Origin of the sequence: Methylobacterium aquaticum (genome assembly GCF_001043915.1) — a bacterium.
Lineage (GTDB): Bacteria > Pseudomonadota > Alphaproteobacteria > Rhizobiales > Beijerinckiaceae > Methylobacterium > Methylobacterium aquaticum.
Genome location: NZ_LABX01000047.1, coordinates 43,065 through 58,676, shown reverse-complemented (window position 1 = coordinate 58,676; position 15,612 = coordinate 43,065). Strand labels below are relative to the sequence as shown.

The window sequence follows — 15,612 nt, the reverse complement described above, 5'->3', positions numbered from 1 at the left end:
TGACCGGCTCCGAAGAAACCGATCCGCAGGGACGACGCCGTCCACGCTTCTCTTTCTCGTATGAACTTGTCAAAGAGCGATCCGGCCGAAACCGGGCATCATCGGCAACAACAGGACCGGCGCCTGACCAAGGTCAGGCTTGCCAGCCCAGACTGTCCAGAAGACGTTTCAGCGGCCGGTCCGCGGGAGCGGCCGGCGCCGATGGGTGGTCGTATAGGCCCGGTTTCCGGGATCGTCAACACTCGTTTTTCCGGCTCAGCTTTTAAAAATGCCCCTCCCCTCTCCAGCGGGCGACCGCTTCGGAGAGGGTGAGCGGTCCAGATGGAGGCCGAATCGCCGAGGGCGTGCGGGAGAACCGGGGCGCCGGGGCGGGCTGGACCGTATCGTCGACCGTGACGAAGGTCTGCCGCGCCACGAGGTGCGGATGGTCGGCTGCCTCGGTGAGGATGAGGACGGGCGCCACGCAGGCATCTGTCCCTTCGAGGAGGCGACACCACTCGTCTCGCGTCCTCTGGGCGAACAGGGCGTCCAGCTTGCGCCGCAGCAAGGGCCAAGCGTCCGGATCGTCGCGGCGGTCGAAATCCGGGTCGGCGTCGAGGCCAGTGAGGCGGCGGAAGAGCGCGTAGAAGTGCGGTTCGAGCGGTCCGAGGGCGATGTGCTTGCCATCGCGGCAGGCATAGGTCCGGTACCAGGGTGCGCCGCCATCGAGCAGGTTCGCCTCGCGCCGGTCGCTCCAGCGCCCTTGCGAGGCCAGCTCCGAGAACATCGCCATCAGGGAGGCGGCGCCGTCGCAGATCGCCGCATCGACGACCTGGCCGTGCCCGGTGCGGCCGGCGGAGAGCAGACCGGCGAGGATGCCCGCCACCAGATAGAGCGAGCCGCCGCCGTAATCGCCCACGAGGTTGAGGGGCGGGACAGGGCGCTCCGCCGGTCCGATCGCCGCGAGCGCGCCGGTGATTGCCAGATAGGTGATGTCGTGCCCGGCGGCCCCGGCCAGCGGGCCGTCCTGGCCCCAGCCGGTCATGCGGCCGTAGACGAGGCGCGGATTGCGGGCGAGCACCGCGTCCGGCCCGAGGCCGAGCCGCTCCATCACGCCCGGCCGGAACCCCTCGATCAGGGCATCGGCTGTCTCCAGGAGCGCGAGGGTGCCGGCGAGGTCGGCCGGGTCCTTCAGGTCGACCGTCACGGTCGGCCGTCCGCGCGACACGACATTCTTCGAGTAGGGATCGCTGCCGCCGGGCCGGTCGAGCCGGACCAGTTCGGCGCCCATGTCGGCGAGCAGCATGGCGGCGAAGGGGCCGGGGCCGATCCCGGCGAATTCGACGATGCGCAGGCCCGCGAGCGGCCCGCCCTGCCCGGCTGGGTTCATGCCTCGTCCTCCCCCTTCCGCCCCGGTGATCCGATGGCTGTTATTGCTTAAGGCAGCGCCGCCTTGACGATGCCCGGCCCGATCCATAGCGATGGGCCTCTGGGCGCCTTTCCGCCTAGCAGACCGGCTCGCCCCTCGTCAGGGGGGGACGGGATCGGCGGATGCGGGAAGGTCCGCCACCCACCGGTCGAGTGGGGGCGAGGATCGGGGAGGAATCGCATGAAGGTCAACGGCGTAGCGGCCATCGTGACGGGCGGCGGATCGGGCCTGGGCGCGGCGACCGGCCGGGCGCTGGCGGCGGCGGGCGCGCAGGTCGCGCTCCTCGATCTCAACGAGGGCGCCGCCGTCGAGGTCGCCGGTGAGATCGGTGGCCTCGCCCTCGCCTGCGACGTCGGTGACGCGGCCAGCGCCGAGGCGGCGGTCGCCCGGGCGGCAGAGGCGCATGGGCCCGCCCGCATCCTGGTCAATTGCGCCGGCGTCGCGACCGCCGGCCGGATCGTCGGCCGCAACGGCCCGCTCGACCTCGCGGCCTACGCCAAGGTGATCCAGGTCAACCTGATCGGCAGCTTCAACCTGATGCGCCTGGTGGCGGCGGGTGCGCTGGCGCTCGATCCGCTGGAGGGGGGCGAGCGGGGGGTCATCATCTCGACCGCCTCGGTCGCGGCCTATGAGGGCCAGGTGGGACAGGCGGCCTACGCCTCGTCGAAGGCCGGCATCGTCGGCCTGACCCTGCCGGCGGCGCGGGAATTCGCGCCGTCCGGGATCCGGGTCTGCGCCATCGCGCCCGGCATCTTCGAGACGCCGATGCTGCGCGGCCTGCCGCCGGAGGTGCAGGATTCGCTCGGCGCCGCCGTGCCGTTCCCCTCGCGGCTGGGCAAGCCGGAGGAATACGCCAGGCTTGCGATGGCGATCATCGACAACCCGATGCTCAACGGCGAGGTCATCCGCCTCGACGGTGCCCTGCGCATGCAGCCGAAGTGACGGGCCACGGTGGAGGGCGCAATGAGGGGACCCGCGCGATGCTGACCGACGACCAGATCCTGATCCGCGACACCGCGCGCAGCTTCGCGCAGGAGCGCTTGAAGCCGTTCTCGGCCGAGTGGGACCGGGAGGCGCGCTTTCCCCGCGAGGCGATCGCCGAGATGGGTGCGCTCGGCTTCATGGGCATGCTGGTGCCGGAGGACCATGGCGGGGCCGCCGCCGACCACGTCGCCTACGCGCTCGCCATCGAGGAGGTGGCGGCCGGCGACGGCGCGGTCTCGACGGTGATGAGCGTCCACAACTCGGTCGGCTGCATGCCGATCCTGAAGTTCGGCAGCGACGAGCAGAAGGCGCGCTTCCTGGGGCCGCTGGCCCGCGGCGAGCAGCTCGGCGCCTTCTGCCTGACCGAGCCCGGCGCCGGCTCGGACGCCGCCGCCCTCAAGACCCGGGCGCGGCGCTCCGGCAATGGCTGGGTGCTCTCGGGCACCAAGCAGTTCATCACCTCGGGGGCGAATGCCGACCTCGCCATCGTGTTCGCGGTGACGGATCCGGATGCGGGCAAGCGCGGCATCTCGGCCTTCATCGTGCCGACCAAGACCCCGGGCTACACGGTGGCGCGCATCGAGCACAAGCTCGGGCAGCGCTGCTCGGACACGGCGCAGATCGTGTTCGAGGAGATGGAACTCACTCCCGACCTGATGCTCGGCCAGGAGGGCGAGGGGTTGAGGATCGCGCTCTCGAACCTCGAGGGCGGCCGCATCGGCATCGCCGCCCAGGCGGTCGGGATGGCCCGCGCGGCCTTTGAGGCGGCCCTGGCTTACGCGGGCGAGCGCGAGACCTTCGGGCAGACGATCGACCGGCACCAGGCGGTCGCCTTCCGGCTCGCCGACATGGCGACGCGGATCGAGGCCGCGCGCCTCCTGGTGCTGAACGCCGCACGCCTGCGGGATGCCGGGCAGCCCTGTCTCAAGGAGGCGGCGATGGCCAAGCTCTTCGCCTCCGAGATGGCGGAGGGCGTCTGCTCCGACGCGATCCAGATCCATGGCGGCTATGGCTATCTCGCCGATTACCCGGTCGAGCAAATCTACCGCGACGTGCGGGTGTGCCAGATCTACGAGGGCACCAGCGACGTCCAGCGCATCGTGATCAGCCGGGCGCTCACGGCGTGACGGCGGCGGCGATCCGGTTCGACGTGGCGGGGCATGGCGACCGCTCCTCGTAGAACGACGGCGGCGCATTGGAAGACCATAGTCCTTGCCCGTTCAACCGGAGCTCATTGCGCCGGAAAAAAGAGTGCCCTGTATCGTCACGTCATTGCATTGCAACACACGACGATCGCCCTCTGTTGACTTGTTCACCGGGACAGGGGGCGGCAGCCGCGTTTCAACGACTGCTTAACGTTTCTAGCGTCGTGTCAATAACCGCTTGGCGTTCCCGCGCCGACCCGCCGGCAAGGAGCGTCGCGATGCACCCTCGTCCCGACCGGGAGGCCGAACGCCTCTCCGCCCTGCACGCCCTCGGCCTCCTCGACACGGCCCCGGAGGCCCATTTCGACGCGGTCTGCCGGCTTGCCCGCACGCTGTTCCGGGTTCCCTATGCGTGGATCTCGCTGGTCGATGCCGAAAGGCTGTGGTGCAAGGCGTCCTCCGGCATCACCTTCGGCCCCACCGCCCGGGATGCCGCCTTCTGCCACCGTGCCATCTTGAGCGACGCGCTCCTGATGGTCGAGGACGCGGCGGACGATCCGCGATTCCGTGACATCGCCCTCGTGACGGGCCCTTCGGGGGTGCGGTTCTATGCCGGCGTGCCGCTGGTGCTCCGGCCCGGCCTGGCCCTCGGCACCCTGTGCCTCGGCGACACCGTCCCGCGGCGGCTCTCGGAGGCCGAGACCGCGCAGCTCGCGGATTTGGCGGCCATCGTGGTGGCGCAGCTGCGGCACTCCGAGGCCCGCATCGCCAGCGAGACCGAGGCCCGGCGCCGGCGGGCGAGCGAGGAGGCCCTGGCCCAGGCCAACCGCAACCTGCGGCTCGCCGAGCGGATGGCCCGGATCGGCCATTGGCGGGCCGATCTCATCTCCGGCGCGGTAACCTGGTCGGACGAGGTCTGCCGCCTGCACGGGCGGGCGCCGGGCGATCCGGCGGCCACCCTCGATGAATCCCTCGCCTATTATCACCCGGAGGATCGCCCGCGGATCCTGGCCCTCGTCGCCGAGGCGCGGGAGCGTCGGGAGGGCTTCTCCTTCAGGGCCCGGATCGTGCGGGCGGATGGCGACATCCGGGTCGTCGTCTCGCACGGCATCTGCGAGCTGGACGCGGCGGGCGCGGTCGCGGCCCTGTTCGGCAGCGTCCAGGACGTGACCGAGATCGACCGGGCCGAGACGGAGCTGCGCGCCAGCACCGCCCTGCTCGACGCGACCCTGGAGCACATGGACCAGGGCCTGATGATGATCGACGAGGCCGGGATCGTGCGGGTCTGCAACGAGCGCGCCATCGCGCTCCTCGACCTGCCGCCGGACCTGATGCGCTCGGGCCCGACCTTCGACGACGTGCGGCGCCATCAAATCGCGCGGGGCGATTTCGCGCGCTGCGACGACGCCTTGCGCCAGCAGGTCGCCCACGAGCCGCTCGCCGGCCACCCCCATACCTACGAGCGCGAGCGGCCGAACGGCACGGTGCTGGAGATCCGCACGGTGTCGCTGCCCACCGGCGGGGCGGTCCGCACCTACACCGACATCACCGCCCGCAAGGCCGCGGACGCGCAGGTCGCCCACATGGCCCGGCATGACGGCCTGACCGGGCTGCCGAACCGGGCCCTGTTCCGCGACAGCCTCGACCGGCGCCTCTCCGTCGTGCGGCGCCATGGCGGGACCTGCGGCGTGCTGTACCTCGACCTCGATGCGTTCAAGGCGGTCAACGACACCTTCGGCCATGCGGCGGGCGACGCCCTCCTGCGCGCGGTGGCGGAGCGGATTCGTGCCGCCCTGCGGCAAGAGGACCTGCCGGCGCGCTTAGGAGGCGACGAGTTCGCCGTCCTGCTCGGCGGCGAGGCCGATGCGGCGAGCGCCGCCGCCACGGCGGAGCGCCTCATCTCCTCCCTGCGCGAGCCGGTGGATCTCGGCGGGCCGCGGGCGACGGTCGGCGTCAGCATCGGCATCGCCGTCGCGCCGGAGCATGGGAGCGACAGCGACCTCCTGCTCAAACGGGCCGACCTCGCGCTCTACCGGGCGAAATCGGAGGGACGCAACACCCACCGGCTCTTCGCCGCCGCCATGGACCAGGCTGCGCAGGACCGCCATCGCCGCGAGATCGACCTGCGTCTCGCGCTCCGGCGCGGCGAGTTCACCCTGCATTACCAGCCGGTCGTCGATCTGGCAGGGGGCCGGGTCGCGGCGGTGGAGGCGCTGCTGCGCTGGAACCATCCGGACCGCGGCCCGCTCGGGCCCGCCGCGTTCTTGAGCCTCGCGGAGGAGACCGGCGTGATCGTGCCGCTCGGCGAGTGGGTGCTGAACAGGGCCCTGCGCGACGCGCGAACGCTGCCTCCGGGGATGCGGATGGTGGTGAACGTCGCGAGCGCGGCGCTGCGGCAGGACGGCCTCGCCTCCGCTCTCCGCGCCGCCCTGGCGGCCACCGGAACGCTACCCGAAAGCCTGGAACTCGACATCGCCGAGGGGGCGATCCCGGAGGAGACCGGGCGGCTCGCGGACCTCGCGGATCTCGGCATCGGGCTCGCCCTCGACGATTTCGGCGCCGGTGCCTCCTCCCTCGGTGCCCTCAGGCGCCTGCCCTTCGGGCGGATCAAGCTCGATCCGGCGCTCTCGGCCTGCCCGGAGCAGGCCGACCTCCTGCGGGCGATCGTCGGGCTCGGGCGGGCGCTCGGCCGGGACGTCATCGCCAAGGGCGTCGAAACCCCGGCGCAGCTCGCCGCCGTCCGGGCGGCGGGCTGCACCGCGGCGCAGGGGTTCTGGCTCGGCCGGCCGGTGCCGTTCGGCGATCTCGCACCGGTCCTCGCCGGCCCGGTCACACGCCGCGGAATACGGCGTAGCCGAAGCGCGTGAACTTCAGCGGCAGGTGATGGTGCTCGGCTGCATCCACGAGGGTGAAGCGGAACGGCACCCGGTCGAGGAAGTGCGGACCCGGCTGCCCTCGCGCGATGAAGTAGTCGCCGAGGTGGAACACGGCTTCGTAGATGCCGGGCCCGATCCCGACGCCGCGTACCACCGGGTGGTCGAAGGTGCCGTCCGGGCCGATCACCCCGTCGGCGACCGGGCGCGGCCCGGCGTCGTCGAGAATCGCGAGGGTGACCCGGAGGCCGAGGGCCGGGCGGCCCTCCGCCACGTCGACGGCGTGGACCGAGATGCCGCCGGCGCTCATTGGGCCGCCTCCGAGGGCCCGGCGGGTCCGGGCAGGGCGGGCCAGCGATCCGCGAAGGGACGGCGGCGCTCGAACGCCTCGGCAAGGTCGAGGAGCAGGTCGTCGCGGCCGAACCCCGCCACGAGATGGAGGCCGATCGGCATCCCGTCCGGCGCCGGATCGACCGGCAGGCTCAGACCCGGCAGGGCCGCGGCGTTGACCCAGCCCGAATAGACCGCATGGCCGCGGGGGCCGACCGGCTGCCCGTCGATCACCTCCGGGTGGACCGCCTCCGCCGCCCAGGGCATCGCCGCGGCCGACGGCATCACCAGGAAATCAAGCTCCGCGAAGGCGGCGTTCGCGTCGTTGCGCAGGGCCTGCACCCGCTCGAGAATGGCGGCGAGCCGGGTCGCGGGGGCCCGCCCCCCCTCCTCCGCCATCGCCCGGTACGGCGCGCTCGCCCGCGCGGCCAGGGCCGGATCGACCTCGAACAGGCGGGCGAGGCCGATCTTGCCGATCTCGGGCCAGAGCGCGTTGAGCCCGGCGATCTCGAAGGGCAACGGCCCCTCCTCGACTGCGACGCCGAGCGCATCGAGATCGGCGAGCGCCCGCCGGCAGGAGGCCGCGATGACCGGATCGAGCGGCGCAACGCCGATGCGCTCGACGTAGCGGGCGCGCACGGGCCGCTCGGGCCGCGGGCCCGGCACGAGACCCGACCACAGCACCCGCGGATCGGCCCCCTGCATCAGGGCGAGCATCGCGCGGCTGTCGGCGACGGTGCGGGTGAGCGCGCCCGCCACCTCGAAATCGAGGAGCGGCGAGGGCAGGCCGCCGTGGCGCGGCACCCGGCCGAGGCTGCTCTTCAGCCCGACGAGGCCGGTATGGGCCGCGGGCCGGCGCAAGGAGCCGCCGCCATCGGTGCCGAGGGCGATCGGCGCATAGCCGGCGGCCGTCGCGGCGGCGCCGCCGCCGGTCGAGCCGCCGGGGGTCAGCGCCACGTTCCAGGGGTTGCGGGTGACGCCGAAACGGGCAGATGCCGTATAACCTTGCACCGCGAATTCCGGCATCGTGGTCTTGGCGAGCAGCACGAGCCCGGCGCGGCGGGCCCGCGCGACGGGCAGCTCGTCGTGGCGAGAGGCCGCGGCCTCGCCCGGCTCGGCATAGGTCGAGGGCAATCCCTCGGTGACCAGGAACTCCTTCACGGTCATCGGCACGCCGTCGAGGGCCGAGAGCGGCTGGCCGGCGCGCCAGCGGGCGGCGCTCGCCTCGGCCTCCGCCCGTGCCCGCGGATTCTCCCGCGCGATGGCGTTGAGATGCGGCTCCCAGGCCGCGGCCCGCGCCTGCGCCGCCTCCAGGGCATCGACCGGCGAGGCGCGGCCGGCGGCGAAGAGCCGCCCGAGATCGGTCGCGGAGAGCCGCCACAGCGCCGTGCTCATGCCGGATCTCCGACGCTCAAGTGATGGTCTGACATGGGATTTCCTGAAAATGGCATACGATTTGCGATGCCGTGCAGCAAGATCGATGCCGCAGGAACCGCCACCGTGACACCATCCGGAGCCCGCAACCAGGCGCAAGGTCAGAGCCACGGTCGGACCCAGGCGGAAGGCCGGTCCGTCGTGCTCGACGGCATCACCCACCGGTATGGCGGCGCGATCGCCGTTGAGAACGTCAACCTCGACATCAAGGGCGGCGAGCTGGTCTCGCTGCTCGGGCCGTCGGGCTGCGGCAAGACCACCTTGCTGCGCATCGTCGCCGGCTTCCTGCGCCAGAGCGAGGGGCGGGTGATCGTCGGGGATCAGATCATCGACGCCCTGCCGCCGAGCCGGCGGGCCGTCGGCATCGTGTTTCAGAACTACGCCCTGTTCCCGCACCTGACGGTGGCGGAGAACGTCGCCTACGGCCTCGCGGCCCGGGGAGCGCCCCGGACCGAGCAGGCGGCGGAGGCGCGTCGCCTCCTCGATCTGGTGCAGCTCGGCCATGCCGGTGCGCGCTACCCGCGCCAGCTCTCCGGCGGGCAGCAGCAGCGGGTGGCTTTGGCCCGGGCGCTCGCCATCCGCCCCGCGGTGCTGCTCCTCGACGAGCCGTTCGCGGCCCTCGACAAGAACCTGCGCCTCGACATGCAGATCGAGGTGAAGCGGCTCCAGCGCGTCGCCGGGGTGACCACCCTCCTCGTCACCCACGACCAGGAGGAGGCTTTGTCGCTCTCCGACCGGGTGGCGGTGCTGTCGAACGGGCATCTGGAGCAGTTCGCCGCGCCGACCACCGTCTACGACGCGCCGGAATCGCTGTTCGTCAACACCTTCGTCGGCTCGGCCAATGCGGTGCCGGGGGTGCTGCTCGGCCAGGACGGGGACGGGCCGCGCATCGCCCTCGATGCCGGCGGCGAGGTGGTGGCCCGTCCCCTCGCCCGGCCGATCGCCCCGGGGGCGCGGGTCACCCTCTGCCTGAGGCCCGAGCACCTGCGCCTCACCGAGGGGCAGGAGGGCATCGCCGGCATCGTCGAGATGGCGCTGCCGCTCGGCCCCACCGTCGTCCACGAGGTCCGGGTCGGGGCCGGCCGGCCGCTCAAGATCGCCGAGCCGCGCCTCGGCGGCGGCTCCTTGCGCCCGCCCGGCACGCCCGTCCGCATCGCCGTCGCCCCCGGCCTCGCCTCCGCCTTCCCGGCCGCCGCCTGACCCCTTCGAAGGAGCTTTGTTCGATGCTCGACCGCCGCACCCTTCTGACCACCGCCCTGTCGCTCGGCGCGATGGAGCTGTTCCCCGGCCTGTCCTTCGCGCAGGCGCGGCCCCTCGTCTTCGCCACCTTCACGGGCAGCTGGGAGGAGGCGCACAAGGCCGTTCTGGTGCCGGCCTTCCGCAAGGAGACCGGCAACGCCCCGATCGTCCTCGACCCGATGCTGTCGGTCGACCAGATCGCCAAGATCTCGGCCGCCAAGGCCAACCCGCCGATCGACGTGATGCTGCACGATCCCGGCCCGGCCCTGACGGCGCTCGCCCAGGATCTCGTCGAGCCCTATCCGGTCGCGCGCAGCGCCGCCTTCAAGGACCTGATCCCCGACGCGCAGGACCCGCACGGACCCGCCGCCTTCTTCCAGGTCGTCGGCCTGACCTACAACCCCGACACGGTGAAGACCCCGCCGACCTCCTGGGCCGACCTGTGGCGGCCCGAATACAAGGGCCGGGTCGGCATCACCACCATGAACTCGACGCTCGGCACCGGCTTCATGGTCGAGATCGCCAAGATGCATGGCGGCTCGGAATCGAACATCGACCCCGCCTTCAAGGCGATGGAGTCGCTCAAGCCCAACCTCTCGGCGGTGGCGGCCAATCCCGGGGCGCTCGCCACCCTGTTCCAGCAAGGCCAGGTCGACATCTCGCCCGGCAACTTCAACGCGATCCAGATCCTGAAGGCCAAGGGCGTGCCGGTGGAGTTCGTGGCGCCCAAGGAAGGCGCCATCGCCTTCAAGACGCTGATCCAGATCGTGAAGAACTCGCCGAACCGCGAGCTCGCCTTCAAGCTGATCGAGGCGGCGATCTCCGAGCCGGTCCAGACCCGGCTGATGCAGGCGCCCTACCTCGTCGTGCCGACCAATATCAAGGTCAAGATGACCGGCGAGATCGCCCGGGTGCTCGCCAAGGACACCGACGATCTGAAGAAGAAGTTCGTGTTCCAGGACTGGACGACCATCAACGCGCAGCGCCCGGCCTGGATCGAGCGGTTCAACCGCGAGATCAAGCTGTAAGGAGCGGTGCGATGGCTCTGCCGGACGTCACCACCTACCCTTTGCGGCTGGCGAGCCCGCTCGCTCTGTTCTTCGGGGCCTTCTTCGCCGCGCCCCTCGTCGCGCTGCTGGCCCTGTCGCTCCGGGGGGCGGAGGGGGGATTCGGCCTGTCGCAATACGCGGCGTTCCTGAGCGACGGCTTCAGCCTCGGCGTGCTCCTCGGCACGCTCTGGCTCGGGCTCAAGGTCACCGCCGCCTGCCTCGTCCTCGGCCTGCCGCTCGCGCTCGTCGCGACCCGGGCCGGGGGCTGGGTACGGGGCCTCATCATCCTGGCGGTGCTGACGCCGCTCCTCACCAGCGTCGTCATCCGCACCTTCGCGTGGATCGTGATCCTGGGGCGGCAGGGGGTGATCAACTCCCTGCTCTCCTCCCTGGGGCTGATCGGGACCCCGTTGCGGATGCTCTACGCCGAGGGCGGGCTCGTCGCGGCGCTCGCCCAGGTGCAGATGCCCCTGATGGTGCTGCCGCTGATGACGGCCCTGTCGCGGATCGATCCGAGCCTGTGGGACGCCTCCGAGGCGCTGGGGGCGGGGCGCTGGCGCACCTTCTTTCGGGTGACCCTGCCGCTCTGCCTGCCGGGCCTGATCGCCGGCGCGGTGCTCACCTTCGCGGCGGCGATCTCGGGCTTCATCACCCAGTCGCTGATCGGCGGCGGGCAGATGCTGTTCATGCCCGGCTACATCTACCAGCAGGCCATCGCCTTGCAGAACTGGCCGTTCGCGGCGGCGATGTCGGTGATCTTCCTCGTCGCGGTGCTCGCCGTGGTGCTGGCCTTCAATGCGCTCGGCCGCCTCGCCCGCGGCTACGCGCAGACATGAGAGGACCGATGTCCCGCTCCCCCTTCCCCCTCGACCGGCTCTCGTTCGAGGGCCTCCTGCACCTCCTGGCGGCTCTCGCCCTGGTGCTGCTGCTCGCGCCCACCGTGATCGTGCTGGTGGTCTCGTTCACCGACGGGCTGTCCTTACGCTTCCCGCCGCCCGGCTACTCGTTGCGCTGGTACGGCGAGCTGATGGAGGCGTGGCAGCTCCACTACGCGCTCAAGAACAGCCTCACGGTCGCCGTGCTGGCGACCGCGCTCGCCATCGGGCTCGGGGTGCTGGCGGCGTTGGCGGTGGCGCGCTCGCCCCGCCTGTCGGCGCGTCTCCTCGACAGCCTCTTCCTCTCGCCCTTGATCCTGCCGGCCCTCGCCTTCGGGCTGTCGAGCCTGATGTTCTTCTCGCTGCTGGGCTGGCCAGTCTCGGTCGCCACCCTGGTTGTCGGCCACACGGTGGTCTGCGTTCCTTACGTGGTGCGCAACACCGTGGCGGCCCTGACCCAGCTCCAGCCCGCCCTGCTCGAAGGCTCGGCGAGCCTCGGCGCCTCGCGGCTCTATACCTTCCGCCGCATCACCCTGCCGCTGATCCGGCCCGGCATCCTGTCGGGCGGCTTCCTGGCCTTCATGGCCTCGTTCGACAACATCCCGGTCTCGCTGTTCCTGCGCGACGCCGCCACCGACATGCTGCCGATCCGGATGTGGCAGGACCTGGAAGGGCGCCTCGACGTCACCATCGCGGCGCTGTCCGGGATCCTGATCGTCGCGACGATCGGGGGGATCGCCGTGATGGAACGGCTGACCGGGCTGTCGCGGCGGCTGGTGTGATACCAACGGTCGTTGGAAACGACCTTTGGTTCCGTTCGCGAATTTTCGCCAAGCCTCTGGCTTGGCATCGAAAATTTGAGATGGTTCATCGGCCCGATGCGTCAGCATCTTGGGCCGATGGTATGAGGCGGGGCCGATCGTCTCGGCAAGAGGGAACCGGCGCAGCATGACGAGACGGCGCGGCGCCCGTCGGTGGGCGTTCTTCCAAAAGCGTAGCGATGACCGAGGCCCCCCTTGCCAGACTCCCCCACGGCCTCCTCCGACGCCCCAACTCGTCCCCCCGCCTCCCTCGCCGAGCAGGCCGCCGCCGCCCTGCGCCGGCTGATCCTGCTCAACCTGCTCCCTCCCGGCGAGGTCCTGAACGAGCCCGATCTCGTCGCCCGCCTCGGCGTCTCCCGCACGCCGGTGCGCGAGGCGCTGAAGCTGCTTGCCGGCGAGGGGCTGGTCACCCTGCGGCGAAACCGGGCGGCCCTGGTGGCCCGCCTCGACCCCGCCGACCTCGTGCCGCTGTTCGAGCTGGAGGTGGCGCTGGAGAGTTTTTGCGCCGGGCTCGCCGCCGAGCGGATGAGTGCCGCCGAGATCGACCGGCTCGACCGTCTCCAGGCCGCCCTGGAGGCGGCGCGGGACGACCGCGACGCCTATACGCGCCTCAACCGCCAGGCCCACCGGCTGATCGTGACGGCAGCCCGCAGCCCCGCCATCGCCGAGGCCCATGGCCGGGCCTTCACCCGCCTGGAGCGGGCCCGCAACTTCGCCCTCGCGGCGGAGGGCCGGGTGGAGGAATCGCTGGCCGAGCACCGGGCGATTCTGGAAGCGCTGCGGGCGCGGGAGGCGGAGCGGGCCCGGACCCTGATGCAGGCCCATGTCGCCCGCACCCAGTCCCTGTTAACATCTTCCCCGCCCTGAAGGACGGGGATTTTCGGAGACTGTGAGATCTCGTCCAGTTGACGCTTCAAAGGGCTGCTGATGCAAACCCTCCACGTCCAGCAACGCGCTGTTCGCACGCCGTTTGATGACGATGGCCGCATTGGTGTCAGCGTGGTCAGTATGGCCACAACTGACGCAAACGAAGCGCGCTTGGCTTTCGCGGCTCCGGGCGTCAACGACACCACATGCGGCACAGGTCTGGCTCGTGAACCGGGCAGGCACACTGACGACCTGTCCACCTCGCTCCTCCATCTTGTAGGCCAGGATCGCCGCGAAAAGGTGCCAGCCCGCGTTGAGAATGACACGGTTGAGCCCCGCCTTCTGGCGGACGTTGCGGCCGGGCTCGGCGACCGTACCGCGGGCGGATGCGCTCATGCCGCGGGTGTTGAGGTCTTCGAGGACGGCGACACCGAACCTGCGGGCAATGTCAAGGGTGGCACGGTGGTGGAAGTCGCGCCGGATGCGGGCCTGCCGGGCCTGGAGACGGGCGACACGGGCCTGAGCCCGGCGCCTGCGGTTCGATCCACGTTTGCGCCGGGCAACGACCTTCTGCGCCTTCCGCGTCTGCGCCTCGATCCGCTCCAGGCTCTCTGGCAGGCGCATCATCTCGCCCGTCGAGAGAGCAAGGGTCGTCGCCACGCCGCGGTCGATGCCGACGCTCTCGGGCCGCGGAGCGGGGGCGTCGTGCTCGATCTCGCAGGCGAGGGAGATGTGCCAACCGGTTGCGTCGAGGCTGACGGTGGCGTTCTTCAGCGCGCCCCGCAGAGGCCGCGTGTCGCGGACCTTGACCCAGCCGATCTTCGGCAGGCGCACCGCGCTCCACTTCGCGTTCAGGCGCTTCGTTTCGACCTCCCGGCCGGGGAAGCGGAAGCTGTCGTTGACGCCGCGCTTCCGGGGGCGCGGGAAGCTCGCCCGCCCCGCGAAGAAGTTCTGGAAGGCCCGGTCGAGGTCGCGCAGCGCCTGCTGCTGGCACGACACGGACACGGCCCTGATCCAGTCGAACTCGGCCCGCAAGCGCGTGAGATCGGCGGCTTGGCTGACGTAGCCGATCCTGTGCTTTCGCCCCCACGTGGCGCGCTGCTCCAAGCCGAGATTGTAGACGAGGCGGCACACGCCCGCGAACTGCCGCAGAAGCGCATCCTGCTCAGGCGTCGGATCCAGCTTGAAGCGGAAGCCGCGGGCGATCATCCCGAGAACCTACAGCTTGGTCTCAGGAGCCGCAACGTGGACATCCGCAGGGGCAGACACGTCGTCTACGCCCTCCACGCGCACTTGGTCTTCGTCACGAAATTCCGTCGCGACGTGCTCTCCGAACTCGCGATCCGCGATCTGAAAACGATCTTCGCCAGGGTGTGCCACGACTTCGAGGCCGAGCTTGTCGCGTGCTCGGGCGAGGACGATCACGTCCATCTGCTCGTGACCGACCCGCCGAAGGTGAGCCTGTCGACGCTCGTCAACAGCCTCAAAGGCGTGTCGAGCCGCAAGCTCAGAGACATGCGTCCCGAGATCACCGGACGCTACCACCAAGGCGTTCTCTGGTCGCCGTCGTATTTCGTGGCGTCCTGTGGCGGCGCTCCGCTCTCTGTGGTCGCCCAATACGTCCGACAGCAACAGGAGAATGCGCGGGCTCACCGGCCTGAAGGCCGGGATTTCTAGCAGCCTGTCGGATTTAGACGCAAAACGTAGTAAAATTCTCCAACTCAGAGAGTGGCGTAATTAGTATTTCTCTGTGGGTCATCTGTATTCATTTATTGCGCTAACAGGCGATTTTTGGCCTAAATCCGACAGGCTGCTAGGAGGGTTTGATGATGACCCGCCTGACCGAAGGACCGTGCCGATGACCGAGATCCACGACGAGGCGAGCGCGGAGGCGATTCCGGCCCTCGGGGTGATCCTGCCCTCCTCGAACCGGGTGGTGGAGCGGGCGACGGAAGCGCGGCTCGCCGGCCTGAGGGCCGCCGCCTGCTACGCGCGGGTGCCCTACGGGGCGATGCTCGCGGGCGAGGCTTACGACAACTCGGTCTTCCTCACCGCCGCCGACCTGCTGGCGGATGCCGGCGTGGCGGCGCTGTGCTGGAACGCCACCCGCGGCGCCGCCCTGGGCTTCACGCCCGACGAGCGCCTGTGCGAGACCGTGACCCGCCGCACCGGCCTGCCGATGGTGACGACGGCGCTCGCTGCCCGCGCGCGGATCCGCCGCTGCGGCGACCGCCGCCTCGGCCTCGTGGTGCAGGGAGGGCCCGAGGAAGCGGAGCTGGTCGGCGCCCGCTTCGCCGAGGCCGGCATCGCGATCGGCGCCACCGTCTCTCTCGGCATCACCGAGAACCGCCTCGCCGCCGCGGTGAGCCTCTCCAGCCTCGGCGCGGCGGCGCGGCAGGCGGCCCTCGGCACCGAAGCGGTGCTGATCTGGAGCACGAATCTACCGGGCTGGCGGCTGCCAGGCGTGCTCGACGGCGTGCCGGTCCTCGATGCGACGAGGCTCGGCACCGACGCGCTGCTGGCATCCGCTGGGCTGCCGGTCACCTGACGATTCCGCAGCCCCTGCGGTGCGTCCGACCGCGGGCCT

At 71.0% G+C, this 15,612-nt stretch carries 14 protein-coding genes; 10 read left to right on the top strand and 4 right to left on the bottom strand.

Annotation, left to right across the window (positions count from 1 at the left end; translation table 11 throughout):
• Window positions 1–262: 262 nt before the first annotated feature.
• Window positions 263–1,369 carry a CaiB/BaiF CoA transferase family protein gene (locus tag VP06_RS06545; protein ID WP_048463022.1) on the bottom strand — a complete coding sequence of 369 codons (1,107 nt, stop codon included), beginning with the start codon at window positions 1,367–1,369 and terminating at the stop codon, window positions 263–265.
• 219 nt (window positions 1,370–1,588) lie between these two features.
• On the opposite strand from VP06_RS06545, the gene VP06_RS06540 reads away from it, so the two are divergent.
• The 3 genes from VP06_RS06540 to VP06_RS06530 all read left to right on the top strand — a co-directional run bounded on the left by VP06_RS06540 (window position 1,589) and on the right by VP06_RS06530 (window position 6,404).
• Window positions 1,589–2,350 carry an SDR family NAD(P)-dependent oxidoreductase gene (locus VP06_RS06540; protein WP_048463021.1) on the top strand — a complete coding sequence of 254 codons (762 nt, stop codon included), beginning with the start codon at window positions 1,589–1,591 and terminating at the stop codon, window positions 2,348–2,350.
• A 38-nt stretch (window positions 2,351–2,388) separates the two neighbouring features.
• Window positions 2,389–3,519 (top strand): acyl-CoA dehydrogenase family protein, encoded by a 1,131-nt coding sequence (locus VP06_RS06535; RefSeq protein WP_048463020.1) that lies wholly within the window; start codon window positions 2,389–2,391, stop codon window positions 3,517–3,519.
• Window positions 3,520–3,815: 296 nt separating this feature from the next.
• Window positions 3,816–6,404 (top strand): sensor domain-containing phosphodiesterase, encoded by a 2,589-nt coding sequence (locus VP06_RS06530; protein WP_053081558.1) that lies wholly within the window; start codon window positions 3,816–3,818, stop codon window positions 6,402–6,404.
• On the opposite strand, the gene VP06_RS06525 is transcribed toward VP06_RS06530, so the two are convergent.
• Entirely contained in the window at window positions 6,367–6,720 is a 354-nt protein-coding gene (locus VP06_RS06525; protein ID WP_048463019.1) for a hydroxyisourate hydrolase, read from the bottom strand. The two genes, VP06_RS06530 and VP06_RS06525, sit on opposite strands and share 38 nt — an antisense overlap.
• A complete protein-coding gene (locus VP06_RS06520) occupies window positions 6,717–8,135 on the bottom strand; it encodes an amidase (RefSeq protein ID WP_048463018.1) in 1,419 nt (472 codons plus the stop codon). Before VP06_RS06520 ends, VP06_RS06525 begins: the two co-directional genes overlap by 4 nt.
• Window positions 8,136–8,315: 180 nt before the next feature.
• On the opposite strand from VP06_RS06520, the gene VP06_RS06515 reads away from it, so the two are divergent.
• The 5 genes from VP06_RS06515 (at window position 8,316) to VP06_RS06495 (ending at window position 13,025) form a co-directional block, all read left to right on the top strand.
• Window positions 8,316–9,374, top strand: coding sequence for an ABC transporter ATP-binding protein (locus VP06_RS06515; RefSeq protein WP_048463026.1), 1,059 nt, complete (start codon window positions 8,316–8,318; stop codon window positions 9,372–9,374).
• 23 nt (window positions 9,375–9,397) lie between these two features.
• A complete protein-coding gene (locus VP06_RS06510) occupies window positions 9,398–10,441 on the top strand; it encodes an ABC transporter substrate-binding protein (RefSeq protein ID WP_048463017.1) in 1,044 nt (347 codons plus the stop codon).
• Between the two features lie 11 nt (window positions 10,442–10,452).
• Complete coding sequence (locus VP06_RS06505; protein WP_048463016.1) at window positions 10,453–11,298, top strand: ABC transporter permease; 846 nt, start codon at window positions 10,453–10,455, stop codon at window positions 11,296–11,298.
• Window positions 11,299–11,306: 8 nt separating this feature from the next.
• Window positions 11,307–12,119, top strand: coding sequence for an ABC transporter permease (locus VP06_RS06500; protein WP_048463015.1), 813 nt, complete (start codon window positions 11,307–11,309; stop codon window positions 12,117–12,119).
• Between the two features lie 234 nt (window positions 12,120–12,353).
• Window positions 12,354–13,025 (top strand): GntR family transcriptional regulator, encoded by a 672-nt coding sequence (locus VP06_RS06495; protein WP_048463014.1) that lies wholly within the window; start codon window positions 12,354–12,356, stop codon window positions 13,023–13,025.
• Here VP06_RS06495 and VP06_RS06490 read toward each other — a convergent pair.
• Window positions 13,005–14,234: an RNA-guided endonuclease InsQ/TnpB family protein gene (locus VP06_RS06490; RefSeq protein ID WP_048463013.1), complete on the bottom strand. Its 1,230-nt coding sequence runs from the start codon at window positions 14,232–14,234 to the stop codon at window positions 13,005–13,007. The two genes, VP06_RS06495 and VP06_RS06490, sit on opposite strands and share 21 nt — an antisense overlap.
• Before the next feature lie 36 nt (window positions 14,235–14,270).
• Between VP06_RS06490 and tnpA the strand changes: the two genes are divergently transcribed.
• Together tnpA and VP06_RS06480 are read left to right on the top strand one after the other, a co-directional pair.
• A complete protein-coding gene (tnpA, locus tag VP06_RS06485; protein WP_048463012.1) occupies window positions 14,271–14,702 on the top strand; it encodes an IS200/IS605 family transposase in 432 nt (143 codons plus the stop codon).
• A gap of 181 nt (window positions 14,703–14,883) precedes the next feature.
• Entirely contained in the window at window positions 14,884–15,573 is a 690-nt protein-coding gene (locus tag VP06_RS06480; RefSeq protein ID WP_048463011.1) for a hypothetical protein, read from the top strand.
• Window positions 15,574–15,612 lie beyond the last annotated feature (39 nt).

Coding starts and splice junctions, on each gene's coding strand:
- VP06_RS06500 (WP_048463015.1), top strand. CDS start 11,307: ATGTCCCGCTCCCCCTTCCCCCTCGACCGGCTCTCGTTCGAGGGCCTC.
- VP06_RS06510 (WP_048463017.1), top strand. CDS start 9,398: ATGCTCGACCGCCGCACCCTTCTGACCACCGCCCTGTCGCTCGGCGCG.
- VP06_RS06520 (WP_048463018.1), bottom strand. CDS start 8,135: ATGAGCACGGCGCTGTGGCGGCTCTCCGCGACCGATCTCGGGCGGCTC.
- VP06_RS06525 (WP_048463019.1), bottom strand. CDS start 6,720: ATGAGCGCCGGCGGCATCTCGGTCCACGCCGTCGACGTGGCGGAGGGC.
- VP06_RS06545 (WP_048463022.1), bottom strand. CDS start 1,369: ATGAACCCAGCCGGGCAGGGCGGGCCGCTCGCGGGCCTGCGCATCGTC.
- VP06_RS06480 (WP_048463011.1), top strand. CDS start 14,884: ATGACCGAGATCCACGACGAGGCGAGCGCGGAGGCGATTCCGGCCCTC.
- VP06_RS06535 (WP_048463020.1), top strand. CDS start 2,389: ATGCTGACCGACGACCAGATCCTGATCCGCGACACCGCGCGCAGCTTC.
- VP06_RS06505 (WP_048463016.1), top strand. CDS start 10,453: ATGGCTCTGCCGGACGTCACCACCTACCCTTTGCGGCTGGCGAGCCCG.
- VP06_RS06540 (WP_048463021.1), top strand. CDS start 1,589: ATGAAGGTCAACGGCGTAGCGGCCATCGTGACGGGCGGCGGATCGGGC.
- VP06_RS06490 (WP_048463013.1), bottom strand. CDS start 14,234: ATGATCGCCCGCGGCTTCCGCTTCAAGCTGGATCCGACGCCTGAGCAG.
- VP06_RS06530 (WP_053081558.1), top strand. CDS start 3,816: ATGCACCCTCGTCCCGACCGGGAGGCCGAACGCCTCTCCGCCCTGCAC.